Source organism: Urechidicola sp. KH5, from assembly GCF_054661455.1.
This window is the reverse complement of sequence record NZ_BAAFSW010000004.1, coordinates 21038-36449: the sequence shown is the minus strand read 5'-3', so window position 1 is coordinate 36449 and position 15412 is coordinate 21038. Positions and strand designations below refer to the sequence as shown.

General features: G+C 34.5%; 11 protein-coding genes. 7 read left to right on the top strand and 4 right to left on the bottom strand.

The features are described from left to right. Window positions 1-6 precede the first annotated feature (6 nt). A complete protein-coding gene (locus ACYQ5R_RS11185; protein ID WP_460191039.1) occupies window positions 7-786 on the bottom strand; it encodes an exonuclease domain-containing protein in 780 nt (259 codons plus the stop codon). A gap of 180 nt (window positions 787-966) precedes the next feature. Here ACYQ5R_RS11185 and ACYQ5R_RS11180 point away from each other — a divergent pair, with 180 nt between their 5' ends. Continuing rightward, entirely contained in the window at window positions 967-1473 is a 507-nt protein-coding gene (locus ACYQ5R_RS11180; RefSeq protein WP_460191038.1) for a flavodoxin family protein, read from the top strand. A 1-nt stretch (window position 1474) separates the two neighbouring features. Here the strand turns inward: ACYQ5R_RS11180 and ACYQ5R_RS11175 are convergent, their stop codons facing one another. The 3 genes from ACYQ5R_RS11175 to ACYQ5R_RS11165 are packed head-to-tail and all read right to left on the bottom strand — an operon-like array spanning window position 1475 to window position 4886. Further along, the gene (locus tag ACYQ5R_RS11175) at window positions 1475-2638 is read right to left on the bottom strand and encodes a sigma-54-dependent transcriptional regulator (protein ID WP_460191037.1); all 1164 of its coding nucleotides are present in this window, start codon (window positions 2636-2638) and stop codon (window positions 1475-1477) included. 6 nt (window positions 2639-2644) lie between these two features. Beyond that, the gene (locus ACYQ5R_RS11170) at window positions 2645-3952 is read right to left on the bottom strand and encodes an ABC transporter permease (RefSeq protein ID WP_460191036.1); all 1308 of its coding nucleotides are present in this window, start codon (window positions 3950-3952) and stop codon (window positions 2645-2647) included. Between the two features lies 1 nt (window position 3953). Continuing rightward, on the bottom strand, window positions 3954-4886 hold the full coding sequence (locus tag ACYQ5R_RS11165) for an ABC transporter ATP-binding protein (protein ID WP_460191035.1): 933 nt from the start codon (window positions 4884-4886) through the stop codon (window positions 3954-3956). A gap of 111 nt (window positions 4887-4997) precedes the next feature. Here ACYQ5R_RS11165 and ACYQ5R_RS11160 point away from each other — a divergent pair, with 111 nt between their 5' ends. From ACYQ5R_RS11160 to ACYQ5R_RS11135, 6 genes are all read left to right on the top strand, one after another. Then, window positions 4998-5432 (top strand): MarR family winged helix-turn-helix transcriptional regulator, encoded by a 435-nt coding sequence (locus ACYQ5R_RS11160; RefSeq protein WP_460191034.1) that lies wholly within the window; start codon window positions 4998-5000, stop codon window positions 5430-5432. Window positions 5433-5451: 19 nt separating this feature from the next. Beyond that, window positions 5452-7851 (top strand): 3-hydroxyacyl-CoA dehydrogenase/enoyl-CoA hydratase family protein, encoded by a 2400-nt coding sequence (locus tag ACYQ5R_RS11155; protein ID WP_460191033.1) that lies wholly within the window; start codon window positions 5452-5454, stop codon window positions 7849-7851. A gap of 4 nt (window positions 7852-7855) precedes the next feature. Then, on the top strand, window positions 7856-9040 hold the full coding sequence (locus tag ACYQ5R_RS11150; RefSeq protein WP_460191032.1) for an acetyl-CoA C-acyltransferase: 1185 nt from the start codon (window positions 7856-7858) through the stop codon (window positions 9038-9040). 23 nt (window positions 9041-9063) lie between these two features. Continuing rightward, the gene (locus ACYQ5R_RS11145; RefSeq protein ID WP_460191031.1) at window positions 9064-10851 is read left to right on the top strand and encodes an acyl-CoA dehydrogenase family protein; all 1788 of its coding nucleotides are present in this window, start codon (window positions 9064-9066) and stop codon (window positions 10849-10851) included. Between the two features lie 78 nt (window positions 10852-10929). Next, a complete protein-coding gene (locus ACYQ5R_RS11140; protein ID WP_460191030.1) occupies window positions 10930-12192 on the top strand; it encodes a DUF6265 family protein in 1263 nt (420 codons plus the stop codon). A 10-nt stretch (window positions 12193-12202) separates the two neighbouring features. After that, window positions 12203-15391 (top strand): WD40/YVTN/BNR-like repeat-containing protein, encoded by a 3189-nt coding sequence (locus ACYQ5R_RS11135; protein ID WP_460191029.1) that lies wholly within the window; start codon window positions 12203-12205, stop codon window positions 15389-15391. Window positions 15392-15412: the final 21 nt, after the last annotated feature.

Sequence of the window (15412 nt, the reverse complement as noted above, 5' to 3'; positions counted from 1 at the left end):
AGTTTTTTAAAATAATTTATTATTCATAGTTCTTAATCGTATTTCTGTTAACACCTTTTTAGTGTATAACGGAAAATCTGCATTCTGAATCCAACCAAAATATCCTTGATCTTTTTCTAGTACGCTCAAAACTTTCTGACCTTTGTATTTCCCAAAGGTAAATATCTCATCTCCATCTTCGTCAAACATAATAAAACCAGCAAAATCTGCTCGTTTTTTGTGTGCTGAAAACTCGCTTAAAACTTTAATATCGTTTTCCAAATCGTCGTATTTTTCTAACTGAGCCAACAAAATTTCATACGTAGCATTGGTATCTGCTTCTGCAGAATGGGCATCTTCAAGTGTTTTACCACAATAAAATTGATATCCTGCACTTAAAGTTCTTTGTTCTTTCTTATGAAAAATAGTTTGTACATCTACAGCAACTCTATTTTTCATATCAAAATCCATGTCTGCTCTTAACATCTCTTCAGCTAACAACGGAATATCGAACCTATTTGAATTAAAACCAGCCAAATCGCACCCTTTAATCATTGCACTTACTTCTGGAGCTAACTCTTTAAATGTAGGTTCTGTAACAACATGTTCATTGGTTATACCATGAATATCCGAAGCTTCTTTTGGTATTTCAATTTCTGGATTCACAAGCCAAGTTTTGCTTTCTTTATTACCATTAGGCATAACTTTAAGAATAGAGATCTCAACTATACGGTCTTTTGCAATATTGATTCCAGTTGTTTCTAAATCAAAAAATACAATTGGTTTTTTGAGGTTTAATGTTGTCATAAATAGCTTTGAATTTTTGTAGTAAAAATACTCATAAAAAGTTCATTAGAGAGTTAAAATAACTCAAAAAATATTATTCAAAAATATCAACTACTCCTATCCTATTATTGAAAAATATGATGATAAAAATCGATATCAAAAAAATGATTTCACTCCCTTTACAAGCCAAACATAAACAGCATGCCAAAAACAATCATAATTCAAGCCAGCTCAAGAAGCAAAGGAGATTCATCTAAAATTACTCAGTTCTTACAATCTAAAATTGATTTTGATCTTTTAGATTTAAACACTCTAAAAATTGAACATTACGATTACAATTATTCAAATGAAAAGGACGATTTTCTTTCGACTGTAACTACCATTGCATCCAATTACGAAAATATAATTTTCATAACGCCAATTTACTGGTATACTATGAGTGGATTACTGAAGGTGTTTTTAGATCGTTTTTCTGATTTACTAAAAGTTCATAAAGATATAGGTCGTTCTTTTCGAGGTAAAACCGTAGGCTTAATCAGTGTAAATAATTCAGAAGCTTATTTGAAACATTTTGAAGAACCTATAGAATTATCTTGTCAATATTTGGGTATGAACTTCAAATCTTATGTGCACGCTCCTGTAATTGATAATCAAATAAATCCTACCTCTCAAATTGAGTTAATCGAATTTGGAAATTCATTTAAATAAGCTATTTACTAGCAAACAATTTTACATCATTAGAAGAAACCTCAACATCACCCAAAATAATCAATCGCTCTACAACATTTCTCAGTTCTCTAATATTACCAGTCCAATCATAAGCTTGAAGCAGAGAAATTGCTTCTAACGAAAAACCTTTTTTAACTGTACCCTGTTCTTCTGAAATTTTAGAACTAAAGAAATCAATCAATAAAGGAATATCTTCTCTTCGATCATTTAAAGCTGGAACCTTTATTAAAATAACCGCTAATCTATGGTATAAATCTTCTCTAAATTTACCATCAGCTATCTCTTTTTTAAGGTCTTTATTTGTTGCGGCTACAACTCGTACATTCACTTTAATGTCTTTATCGCTACCTACTCTACTTATTTTATTTTCTTGCAAAGCACGTAAAACTTTGGCCTGTGCAGACAAACTCATATCTCCTATCTCATCTAAAAAAATGGTTCCGCCATTTGCAGCCTCAAACTTTCCTGCTCTATCCTTATTGGCTCCAGTAAAAGACCCCTTTACATGCCCAAACAACTCGCTTTCAATTAATTCTGAAGGTATTGCAGCACAATTCACTTCAATCATTGGCGCTTTTGTTCGATCGCTTTTTTCATGCAACCAATGCGCAACCAACTCCTTACCAGTACCATTCGGACCTGTAATCAAAACCCTTGCATCGGTAGGTGCTACTTTTTCAACTATTTCCTTAATATGAGTAATAGCGTCACTATCACCAATCATTTCATATTTCTTAGAAACCTTCTTTTTTAAGCGTTTGTTTTCAACTACTAGTTCCTTTCTATCTAAGGCATTTCTTACCGTATTTAAAAGCCTATTTAAATCAGGTGGCTTAGAAATATAGTCAAACGCTCCAAGGCGCATTGTATTAACAGCTGTTTCCAAATCTCCATGACCAGAAATCATTACCACAGGAACTTCGGGTTTTATTTTTTTTATTTTTTCTAAAACCTCAACACCATCCATCTTCGGCATTTTTATATCACACAATACCAAATCAAAATCTTCTTTGTGTACTTTCTCAATTCCTTCTAAGCCATCTTCTGCCTCAGAAACCTGATATTCTTTACTCTCTTCAGAAATAATTTTTGATAAAACTCTTCTAATAGCCGCTTCATCTTCTATAATTAAAATCTTTGCCATACTTAATTAGTTTGATTGTTTAAGCCATTTATAAATATCTTTATAAGAAGGCTTGTTTCCATAAGATAGGATTCCGATTCTGTAAATCTTTGCTCCTATCCACACTATAGCAATAAAGGTGCCAATTAAAAATAGTAATGAAACAATAATTTGCCAGAGCGGAACACCAAAGGGCAATCGCATTAACATTACTATTGGCGAAGTGAATGGCACGATTGAAAATACCGTAGCAAATGTTCCGTGAGGTTCATTTATTACAGCTGCAAAACCTATATAAAATCCTAAAATTAAAGGAATCATTAAAGGAAACACGAATTGCTGTGTATCGGTTTCATTATCTACAGCCGCACCTATAGCCGCATAAATTGCACTGTATAATAAATAGCCAAGTATAAAAAATAATAAAAATGCAAAAAACAACGAAGCAATAGGCATTTGTAAAATTCCTTCATACACCAAAACCAAATCAGATTTAGGCATATCATTCGCAACTTCCATAGTTGCTGTAGGCGCTTCAAATGATGCTGGGGTGAAGTCTCCAAATATGCTATTGGTAATTACGCTTATAATTATTAATAAAATACCCCAGATAGAAAATTGCAATAAGGCGGCTAATGCTGTACCAATAATTTTACCCATCATCAATTCAAATGGTTTAACCGATGAAATAATGACCTCAATTATTCTACTTGTCTTTTCTTCGATAACACTGCGCATCACCATGGCTCCATATATAATTACAAACATCATAATTAGATACCCTCCGGCTAAACCAGTGGTTATTTTTATTCCTCTTAACAGTTTAGACGATATTTCTCCTTCAAAGGTAATGGTCTGAAGTGTTGCATTTAATTCAGCTTGCTCTAATTTAACTCTATCGATACCTAACTCGTCTAGTTTGAGTTCTTTACTCTTTGAAGATAAAAGCAACTCCATATCATTCAACAAACCTGTACCCGGAGTTGATGCAACATGTAACAAGGTATTGTTAGCAATTTTATAGGCATCTTTTGAATTAGGTAATTCCAATAAACCTGCATATTGCCCTTCTTTCGTTTTTTGTTTCGCAAAGTCAAGTCCTAAAGTCGTAACATTTTCAAATTGATATCCATTAATAACTAATAATTCATTTTCTGTAAAAAGAGAATAAGGGTCAAACAAAGCAATTTCCTTCACACTCTCTTGATTTACTTTTGTTATATAGCCAACCAACAATCCTACACCCACTACCAATAATGGACTCAATATGGTCATAACTAAAAAAGTCTTATTTCTAACTTTTGCAAGAAACTCTCTTCTAATAATATGTTTCAATTTATTTGTCACTGTTGCGTTCTATTGCTTTTAAAAATATTTCGTTGGCAGTCGGAATTATTTCATTAAATTTTCTAATGCTTCCCAATGCACTTATTTCATTAAGAAGTTCATTAGCACTCTGACTAGCATTTAGTTTAATTCGAAGTTGTAATTGTTGTTCTTCAATTTCATACTCTTGATGTAAAATATTGAAATGAGTTGCTAAAGCTCCCGTATCAATACGTTCTTGTTGCCAAATACTCACTTCAAATTCATTGGGTTTAAATTCGTTTTTAATGGCGCTGAGTTTTCCATCCAACACCTTGTTAGATCTATCTATTAAGGCAATATACTCACAGAGTTCCTCAACAGATTCCATTCTATGAGTAGAAAAGATGATTGTGGCTCCTTCTTGTTGTAATTGTAAAATCTCATCTTTTATTAAAGAGGCATTCACAGGGTCAAAACCACTAAATGGTTCATCAAAAATTAACAGTTTTGGCTTGTGCATTACAGTAACAATAAACTGTATTTTCTGTGCCATCCCTTTCGAAAGTTCATGCAATTTTTTATCCCACCAATGTCTTATTTCAAATTTTTCAAACCAATAATGCAACTGTTTTTTTGCTTCAAAAGAAGACATCCCTTTTAACTTTGCTAGATACAAAGCCTGCTCTCCCACCTTCATTCTATTATACAATCCTCGTTCTTCGGGAAGATAACCTATATGTTGAACATCGGAAGGCTGCAATGGTTCCCCATTAAAATAAATAGTTCCACTGTTGGGATAAATTATTTGATTAATAATTCTTATTAAAGAAGTTTTACCTGCACCATTAGGCCCAAGCAATCCATAAATACTTCCTTTTGGCACTTCTATAGATACATTGTTAAGTGCTCTATAGTCATAATAGGTTTTTACAATTTCATTAGCAATGAGAAGGGATTCCATTCAAATACAATTTCGTAAATCAAATATAATCAAACCCCCTATTTTGACAACAAAAAAATTATTTAACATTTTTATTATGCGTGCATAGTATTTATTTTATATATTTGAAACATGGATAAGGATAAATCGATAGATCATCATTTGAGAGCAACATGGCAAGCTGTAGCAAAATTGTATAACGAAGAGGCTACAAAACACGACAGCACTATGGCGATGGCTTTTGTTTTATTAAATATCGATTTCGAAAATGGAACACCCTCTACGTCATTAGGACCACAAATGGGAATGGAACCTACAAGCCTTTCAAGAATATTAAAATCTATGGAAGAAAAAGGGGCCATTTATAGAAAAAAAAATCCCGAAGACGGTAGAAGTGTACTGATAAAACTAACTGACTACGGAAAAGAAAAACGCGAGGTATCAAAAAAATCAGTAATTCGCTTTAATGAGGCGATTAGAACAGTGATTTCAGAAGAAAAAATCAATCACTTTTTTGAGGTTACCGAAGCAATTAACGAACTAATTAGTAAGAAAGCTATTTTTTAAATAGTAAAAAAACATACTGATGAAGAGACGCATTAAAAAAATAGCCATTATTGGATCTGGCATTATGGGATCTGGTATTGCATGTCATTTTGCAAATATTGGCGTTGAGGTATTATTATTAGACATTGTACCTAGAGAATTAAATGATAATGAAAAGAAGAAGGGCTTATCATTAAGCGATACTATTGTTAGAAACCGTATAGTAAATGATTCGCTAAAAGCTGCTCTAAAATCTAAACCTTCACCAATTTATAATCAAAAATTTGCCAGTAGAATAACCACTGGAAATCTTGAAGATGATTTGCAAAAAATTACTGATGTAGATTGGATCATGGAAGTAGTTGTAGAACGTTTGGATATCAAACAACAAGTATTTGAACAAATTGAGAAGTACAGAAAACCTGGAACGCTAATTACTTCGAATACTTCAGGTATTCCTATAAAATTTATGAATGAAGGAAGAAGTGACGATTTTCAACAACATTTCGCTGTAACACACTTTTTCAATCCACCGAGATATTTAAAATTATTTGAAGTTGTACCAGGGCCAAAATGCAAACAAGACGTTACCGATTTCTTGATGCAATTTGGTGAGAAATTCCTAGGAAAAACCTCTGTTTTAGCCAAAGACACACCTGCTTTTATCGGAAACAGAATTGGAATTTTTGGCATCATGAGTTTATTTCACCAAGTAAAAGAACTAGGATTAACTATTGAAGAAGTAGACAAACTTACTGGACCACTTATTGGTCGACCTAAATCTGCAACGTTTAGAACAGTAGACGTTGTTGGTTTAGATACGCTAGTTCATGTAGCAAATGGTTTGTTTGAGAATTGCCCAAATGATGAGGTGCATGAATTATTCAAACTACCAGATTTTATCCAAACTATGATGGATAATCAGTGGTTAGGTAGTAAAACAAAACAAGGGTTTTACAAGAAAGTGGTAAATGATGGTAAAAAAGAAATTTTATCATTGGACCTAAACACTTTAGAGTACCGCCCTAAGCAACGAGCCAAGTTTGCTACACTAGAATTAACGAAAAATGTAGATAAAGTTGTAGATCGTTTTAAAATATTGATAAAAGGAAAAGACAAGGCAGGAGAATTTTTTAGAAAAAACTTTGCCGCGCTTTTCGCTTATGTTCAAAATAGAATTCCTGAAATATCAGATGAATTGTATCGAATTGATGATGCCATGAAAGCTGGTTTTGGTTGGGAACACGGACCTTTTGAAATTTGGGATGCCATTGGCCTAGAAACTGGAACAGCCCTAATGGAAAAGGAAGGTTATGAAACCGCTGAATGGGTTAAATCGATGATTTCAGATGGTCATTCTTCTTTTTACAGTATAAAGGATGATGCTAAATACTATTATGATATACCATCAAAATCAGCAACTAAAATACCTGGTCAAGATGCGTTTATCATTTTAGACAATGTTCGAGAAGCTAAGACTATTTGGTCTAACAGTGGCGCTTTGATTCAACACCTTGGTGATGGAGTATTAAACGTAGAGTTTCAATCTAAAATGAACACCTTAGGTGGCGAAGTTTTAACCGCTATCAATAAAGGAATTGATTTAGCAGAAACAGAGTATGAAGCTGTGATCTTAGGAAATCAAGGACCAAACTTTTCTGTTGGTGCAAATTTAGCTATGGTATTTATGATGGCGGTTGAACAAGAATATGATGAATTAAATTTCTCAGTAAAGTATTTCCAAGATACGGTTATGCGTTTGCGTCATTCTAGTTGTCCAACAATTGTGGCGCCTCACGGTTATGCATTTGGTGGAGCATGTGAAATGTCTATGCATGCAGACAAAGTAGTTGCTGCCGCAGAAACATACATAGGGTTGGTAGAATTTGGTGTAGGGATTATACCGGGTGGTGCCGGTTCTAAAGAAATGGCATATAGAGCATCTCAGGGACTATTAAAGGATGATGTCAAATTAAACAAATTAAGAGACTACTTTATAAACGTAGCGATGGCAAAAGTTGCTACCTCAGCTTACGAGGCTTTCGATCTTGGATTCTTAAAACCGCACAAAGATATTGTAGTTGTTAATAAAGACCGTCAACTAGCTGTTGCCAAAAGGCATGCAGTTCAAATGCTTGAAGATGGTTACTTGCAGCCCACTCCTGATAAAGTACGTGTACTTGGCCAGCAAGCACTCGGTATGTTCTTAGTTGGAACTGATAGTTTAGAGAAAGGACACTTTGCTTCAGAACACGATAAGAAAATTGCAAATAAACTAGGTTATGTTATGGCCGGAGGAGATTTATCTGAACCATCAATGGTAACAGAACAGTATCTGCTCGATTTAGAGCGAGAAGCTTTTATGAGTTTATGCACAGAGCGTAAAACACTAGAGCGTATAGAGCATATGTTAAAAACAGGTAAACCTTTGAGAAATTAAGAAAATGAGAACAGCATATATAGTAACCGGATATAGAACGGCAGTAGGAAAAGCTCCAAAGGGTGTTTTTAGATTTAAAAGACCAGATGAGTTAGCAGCAGAAACAATTGAGCATCTTTTAAAAGATGTACCTCAACTAGATAAAACTCGTATTGATGATGTAATCGTTGGAAATGCAATGCCTGAAGCTGAGCAAGGATTAAATATGGGACGACTCATATCATTGATGGGATTAAAAATAGACGATGTTCCCGGTATGACAGTCAATAGATACTGTGCATCTGGACTAGAAACGATAAGTATAGCAGCTGCTAAAATTCAAAGCGGAATGGCAGATTGTATTATCGCAGGAGGTTCAGAAAGTATGAGTTATATCCCAATGGGAGGTTACCGTCCTGTACCAAATTATAAAACTGCTAAAGAAGGAAACGAAGACTATTATTGGGGAATGGGATTAACAGCAGAAGCAGTTGCGCAACAATATAAAGTTTCCCGAGAAGATCAAGATACTTTTGCATACAATTCACATCAGAAAGCATTAAAAGCACAAGCAGAAGGTTTATTTAATCAAGATATCGTGCCAGTAGACGTTGAGCATATATTTATTGATAACAGTGGAAAAAAAACTTCTAAGTCATACACAGTTGCAAAAGATGAAGGCCCAAGAGCTGATACGTCTATGCAAGCCTTAGGTCGATTGAGACCAGTTTTCGCTCAGGGAGGAAGTGTAACTGCTGGTAATGCTTCGCAAATGAGTGACGGTGCCGCTTTTGTTATGGTAATGAGTGAAGAAATGGTAAAAGAGCTAAACATTGAACCTGTTGCTAGAATGGTATCCTATGCTGCCATGGGGGTTGAACCAAGAATTATGGGTATTGGTCCTGTTGCCGCAATTCCAAAGGCATTAAAGCAAGCAGGATTAAAACAAGACGATATCGAATTGTTCGAATTAAATGAAGCCTTCGCCTCGCAATCGTTAGCTGTAATTCGAGAATTAGGATTGAATCCTGATATCGTAAATGTAAATGGAGGTGCTATCGCACTAGGACATCCGTTAGGATGTACTGGAGCAAAACTATCGGTACAGCTTTTTAATGAAATGCGTAGAAGAAAAAATAAATATGGTGTAGTAACCATGTGTGTTGGTACCGGACAAGGTGCTGCAGGTGTATATGAGTTATTAAAATAATTGAAAGACTAAAAATTAATATAATGATTAAAGGAGGAGAATATTTAGTAAAAGAAGTAACCGCAGAAGAAATATTTATAACAGAAGAGTTCACAGAAGAACAAAACATGATGAAAGAAGCGGTTGTTGAATTTATTGATCGCGAAGTTTGGCCACATAAAGAACGGTTTGAAAAGAAAGATTATGCTTTAACCGAGGAGGTAATGCGCAAAGCAGGTGAAATGGGCTTCTTAGGTGTTTCTATTCCTGAGGAATACGGGGGTATAGGTATGGGGTTTGTTTCTACGATGTTGGTAACAGATTATATGTCAGCCGCTACAGGATCAGTGGCTACAGCATACGGTGCGCATACAGGTATTGGTACTATGCCAATCTATTTATACGGTACAGAAGAGCAAAAACAAAAATACTTACCTGCTTTAACTTTAGGTGAAAAATTTGGTGCGTATTGCCTAACTGAACCTGGCGCAGGAAGTGATGCAAATTCTGGTAAAACAACTGCAGAATTAACCGAAGACGGTAAACATTATAAAATTAACGGTCAAAAAATGTGGATCTCAAATGCTGGATTCGCAGAAATTTTCATTGTTTTTGCCAGAATTGAAGATGATAAAAACATCACTGGATTTATTATAGAATATGATAAAAACAACCCTAACGGAATGACCCTAGGAGAGGAGGAAGATAAATTAGGTATTATTTCTTCTTCTACTCGACAAGTTTTCTTCAGCGACACATTGGTACCAGTTGAAAATATGTTATCCGAAAGAGGGAAAGGATTTAAGATTGCCTTAAACGCATTAAATGTTGGTCGTATAAAATTAGGTGCAGCATGTTTAGATGCTAGTAGACGTGTAACAACAGAGGCTATTAAATACGCAAATGAGCGTATTCAATTTAATACGCCTATCTCAAGTTTCGGAGCTATTCAAAAAAAGTTAGCAGATATGAGTACGCGAATTTTTGCTAGTGATGCGGCAAGTTATAGAGCTGCTAAAGACATTCAAAATATTATTGATGCTCATATTGCAAATGGAGTTTCACATCAAGAAGCAGAATTAAAAGCATTTCAAGAATATGCGATTGAGTGTGCTATGATTAAAGTGTATGCCTCAGAAACTTCTCAATTTGTAACTGATGAAGGAATTCAAATTTTTGGGGGTATGGGATTCTCAAAAGATACACCAATGGAGAGTGCCTGGAGAGATGCAAGAATCTCTAGAATATATGAAGGAACCAATGAAATTAATAGATTATTGACAGTTGGAATGCTTTTGAAAAAAGCAATGAAAGGAGAAATTGACTTACTAACCCCAGCGATGGAGGTTGGAAATAGTTTAATGGCTATTCCTTCTTTTGATGTACCTGATTATTCTGAACTACTATCTGAAGAAAAAGCTATGATAAATAATTTAAAAAAACTATTTTTGATGATAGCGGGTAAGGCAGTACAAACCTATGGCATGGACTTGGAAAAGCATCAACAATTAATTTTGTGCGCTTCTGAAATAATGATTGAGGTTTATATGGCAGAAAGTGCTATATTGAAAGCCGAAAAAATCGCAAATAAAACCTCTGAAAATCAAGCTCTTGAACAAATAAACATGGCGAAATTAAATTTATTTTATGCAATTGATAAAATAAATGGTGTTTGTAAGGAAGGAATTACGTATTTTGCCGAGGGAGATGAACGAAGAATGTTACTCATGGGCCTTAAAAGGTTCACAAAATATACGAACATGCCAAATGTAATTGAATTACGAAAAGGCATTGCTTCTAAACTTATTTCTAAGAACGCCTTTTGTTTTTAGAAACGTTGGTTAGTTTTTTTAAATCCCATTAGCGCTCGCTAATGGGATTTTTTCTATTTTTATAGAAACATATCCACTATGAAAAGATACTTCTCTATTGCTCTGTTTCTTTGCACTTATTTACTTTCAGCACAAGAAACGGATGTGTATTTATTTGATTTAACAATTAAAAACGAAGTCTATGAACTTTCAAATCCTATCAATATTTCTAACAATCCTGGATACGATAATCAACCTCAATTTATTGATAATTCAACTTTAGTTTATAGCAGTACTAGAGAAAATCAAACGGATATCGCCGTTTATAATGTAAAAACAAAAGAGCGTAGTTGGTTGTCAAGTACAAAAAGTTCTGAGTTCTCCCCTACCAAAATACCAAATCAAAATGCAGTTTCGGCTATAAAACAAGGCTTAGACAATAGTCAGAAACTTGTTTCTTACAGTTTAATGCATGCTGATGAAAACATAATTATTGACGATTTAGTTGTAGGATATCACACATGGATTAATGACTACATTGTTTACACAGCTATACTTGAAAACGATGGCTTAGCGCTTTACGAGACGAATACAAAAACGAATAAGCACACACAAATCATTTCTTCTATTGGCAGATCACTAAACCCTATAAAAAATGGAAAAGGACTATTCTACATAAATGCAACATCAAAACCAGCTACTATCAATCTATATGATTCTAGCACCAAGAGTGATACCGTAATAACTAAAGTAAAAGGACTAAGTCAAGATTTTACGGTCACTCCAAATAACACACTTCTAATGGCTGATGGTAGTATTTTGTATCAACGTCATTTTAAGAATGATACCAAATGGGTTAAATCGCAATTACTTTCTGAGTTTGGCATTAAAAATATTACAAGATTGGCCGTTAGTCCTGATGGAAAAAAAATAGCTGTGGTGGCCGAAAGTAATCCTATTAATGTAGTAATAGAAGATGTATCATGGATTCAAGGTAATTGGATTGGAGAGGCATTTGGTGGTGTTGTCGAAGAAAACTGGAGTGCCCCAATGGGAGACTCCATGATGGCGAGTTTTAAATTAGTTGTAAATGAAAAGGTTCAGTTTTATGAACTTGAAATCATCAGAGAATTTGGTAATTCGTTAGTCCTTCAATTAAAGCATTTTAACAAAGATCTAGCAGGATGGGAAACTAAATTAGAGACTATTGATTTTCCTATTTTAGAAATTCATCCTAATAAGGCGATTTTTGAAGGTATGACATTCGAATTAATCGATGAAAATCATATGAATGTTTCAGTAGACTTACACCAAAAAGACGGCAGCATTCAAACATATACCATCAAATACACTAAATCTTAATTCATTCGAAATGAAAAAAATTTATTTCTATATCACTTTGTTAAGTGTAATCGGGCTTTCAGCTCAAGAAATATCAATGGATCTATTAAAAAATATGGCCCCTCGCAATATTGGTCCTAGCGGAATGTCAGGAAGAATAACAGCCATTGATGTTGTAGAATCTAATACCGACATAATGTATGTTGGTACAGCCTCTGGTGGACTTTGGAAATCGAATTCCGGTGGCATAACTTGGGAACCAATTTTTGACAATGAGATTACGGCTTCTATAGGTGCTGTAGCAATTCAACAGTCTAATCCAAGTGTAATATGGGTTGGTACGGGAGAGGGGAATCCAAGAAATAGCTTAAATGGGGGCTACGGTATTTTTAAATCTATTGATGGCGGCAAGTCATGGAAATCAATGGGGCTTAAAAAAACACGTCATATTCATAGAGTGGTAATTGACCCTACTAATCCAAATATTGTTTATGCAGGTGCCATAGGATCTCCATGGGGTATTCATGAAGAAAGAGGGGTTTATAAAACTACAGATGGAGGTGTAACATGGAATAAAATACTTTACGCAAACCCAAAAACGGGTGTGGCAGATTTAATAATGGACCCAAAAAATCCAAACAAATTAATTGCTGCGATGTGGGAACATTATCGTGAACCTTGGTTTTTTAAATCTGGAGGAAAAGGTTCTGGATTGCACATAACATATGATGGCGGGGATACTTGGAAAAAAATGACTGAAGAAGATGGATTTCCAAAAGGCGAATTAGGTAGAATTGGTGTGGCTATAGCGCCGAGTGAACCAAATACAATTTATGCAATTGTTGAGGCCAAGAAAAATGCGCTTTATAAAAGTTCTGACGGTGGATCTAGATGGAAAATGGTAAATAACACCTCTAGTGGAAGAGGCTCAAAAGGAATTGGAAATCGTCCATTCTATTATTCAGAAATTTATGTTGATCCAACCAATGAAAATCGATTGTACTCTATATACACCTATGTTAATGTTAGTGAAGATGGAGGTAAAAGTTTTTCTTTGCTAATGCCTGCTTACAATGTAAACAACGGTGTTCACCCTGATCATCATGCTTGGTGGATTCATCCAACTAATGGAAAGTTTATGATTGATGGCAATGACGGTGGTCTAAATATAACAAAAGATGGCGGTAAAACTTGGCGCTTTATTGGCAATATTCCTGTGGCGCAATTCTATCATATTAATATAGATAATGAATATCCTTATAATGTTTATGGAGGTATGCAGGATAATGGTTCTTGGCGTGGTCCTGCACATGTATGGAAAGCACAAGGCATTCGCAACTCTTATTGGCAAGAAATAAGTTTTGGTGACGGTTTTGATGTTATTCCTGATCGAGATAATTCAAGATATGGTTGGTCTATGAGTCAACAAGGGTATGTTGTAAGATATGATCATAAAACTGGCAATAATTATAGTGTAAAACCAAATCACCCTGACCCAAATATAAAATTGCGTTTTAATTGGAATTCAGCCATTAATATTCATCCTCAAAACAATAGTACCATATATTTTGGTTCTCAGTTTGTTCATAAATCAACAGATAAAGGAGAAACTTGGACTATTATTTCTCCAGATTTAACATCAAATGACCCTGAAAAACAAATGCAACACGAAAGTGGAGGTTTAACCATGGATGCTACTGGTGCAGAAAACCATTGCTCTATTTTAGTAATAGAGCCCTCTCCTATTGAAAGTAATATGCTATGGGTTGGAACAGATGATGGCAAAGTGCATATTACACAAAACGAAGGTGGAAACTGGAAAGAAGTAACTAAAAATATAAAAGGCCTGCCAGAGGGTGCTTGGGTAACTCAAATAAAAGCTTCAAATAAAAATAAAGGCGAGGCGCTATTGGTTGCCAATGATTATAGAAGGTTTAATTATGAAGCTTATGTATTTCGAACAAAAAATTATGGTAAGTCTTGGGAACGTCTAGTTGATTCAGAGGATGTAGAAAGTTTTGCACTATCAATTATTGAAGATCCTATAGCATCAAATCTTATGTTTTTAGGAACAGATGACGGACTTTATATGACTTTAAATGCGGGGGAAACATGGCAAAAATGGACTGAAGGTTTCCCAACAGTTCCTGTAAAAGATTTAGTGATTCACCCAAGAGAACACGATTTAGTCATAGGTACTTTTGGAAGAGCTGCTTGGGTTATTGATGATATTAGGCCATTACGTGCACTCGCTGATAGTACATCAATTACAGATGAACCTCTAACGCTCTTCAAACCACCAACTGCTTATAAAGCAGCTTATCAACAGCCAACTGGCAGCAGGTTTGGGGCTGATGCAATGTATCAAGGAGAAAACAAAAAAAGTGGCGCACATTTTTCTTATTTCATTAATGTTCCAACTAAAGAAAATAAAACCTCCGAAGAAAAAGAAGCTAAAAGCAAATTGGATTCTATAACACTTGAAATATACAATAAAGACTTATTGATTCGAACCTTAAAACGTAAAGCTCCGAAAGAAAGTGGTATTCAAAAATTCACTTGGTATTTAGATGAAAAAGGAGGCGATCGCATGTCTAGAACTATTTCAAAACAAAATTCCGAATCAGGAGGCACGAAAGTAAAAGCAGGTTCCTACAAAGCCGTATTGACCTTTGGATCGCACACTTCTGAAACAACAATAGTAGTAAAAGAAGATCCAAGATTACAAAAAAACTCAGACGATATAGCCTCGGTTTATAATGCTTACAAACAAGTTGAATTATTACGACAAACAGGTGCGGATGCAGTTAAACAACTGGTGGAGAGCAAAACTATTGCTAATGACTTTACTAAAAAGTTAAAAGAAATTGACAAAGAAAAATTCAAAGAGCAAATCAACTCGTCAAAAGATATAATAAAACAAATAGATTCTATTTTAGCTCTATACATTGGCAAAGAAGATAAGCGTCAAGGTATTACTAAAGATCCGTACGTTAATGTAAATCAACGTATTTCAACTGCAATGAGTTATGTGTCTTCTAGACAACACGGTATCACAGCGACTGAAGAAATGCTAATAAAACAGGCCAAAGAGGCCTTAGAAAAAGTATTAATAACAACTAATGAGTTCTTTGAAAGTGATTGGCCAAGCTATCAAAAAAACATGGAGTCTTTAGATTTAAATCCGTTTAAAGAAATTAAACAATTTAAGTTAAAATAATAAAAACTCGCAGTATTTTTA

Excerpts from the sequence above, each read along its gene's own strand:
- ACYQ5R_RS11185 (WP_460191039.1), bottom strand. The coding sequence starts at position 786 with ATGACAACATTAAACCTCAAAAAACCAATTGTATTTTTTGATTTAGAA.
- ACYQ5R_RS11180 (WP_460191038.1), top strand. The coding sequence starts at position 967 with ATGCCAAAAACAATCATAATTCAAGCCAGCTCAAGAAGCAAAGGAGAT.
- ACYQ5R_RS11175 (WP_460191037.1), bottom strand. The coding sequence starts at position 2,638 with ATGGCAAAGATTTTAATTATAGAAGATGAAGCGGCTATTAGAAGAGTT.
- ACYQ5R_RS11165 (WP_460191035.1), bottom strand. The coding sequence starts at position 4,886 with ATGGAATCCCTTCTCATTGCTAATGAAATTGTAAAAACCTATTATGAC.
- ACYQ5R_RS11160 (WP_460191034.1), top strand. The coding sequence starts at position 4,998 with ATGGATAAGGATAAATCGATAGATCATCATTTGAGAGCAACATGGCAA.
- ACYQ5R_RS11155 (WP_460191033.1), top strand. The coding sequence starts at position 5,452 with ATGAAGAGACGCATTAAAAAAATAGCCATTATTGGATCTGGCATTATG.
- ACYQ5R_RS11150 (WP_460191032.1), top strand. The coding sequence starts at position 7,856 with ATGAGAACAGCATATATAGTAACCGGATATAGAACGGCAGTAGGAAAA.
- ACYQ5R_RS11145 (WP_460191031.1), top strand. The coding sequence starts at position 9,064 with ATGATTAAAGGAGGAGAATATTTAGTAAAAGAAGTAACCGCAGAAGAA.
- ACYQ5R_RS11140 (WP_460191030.1), top strand. The coding sequence starts at position 10,930 with ATGAAAAGATACTTCTCTATTGCTCTGTTTCTTTGCACTTATTTACTT.
- ACYQ5R_RS11135 (WP_460191029.1), top strand. The coding sequence starts at position 12,203 with ATGAAAAAAATTTATTTCTATATCACTTTGTTAAGTGTAATCGGGCTT.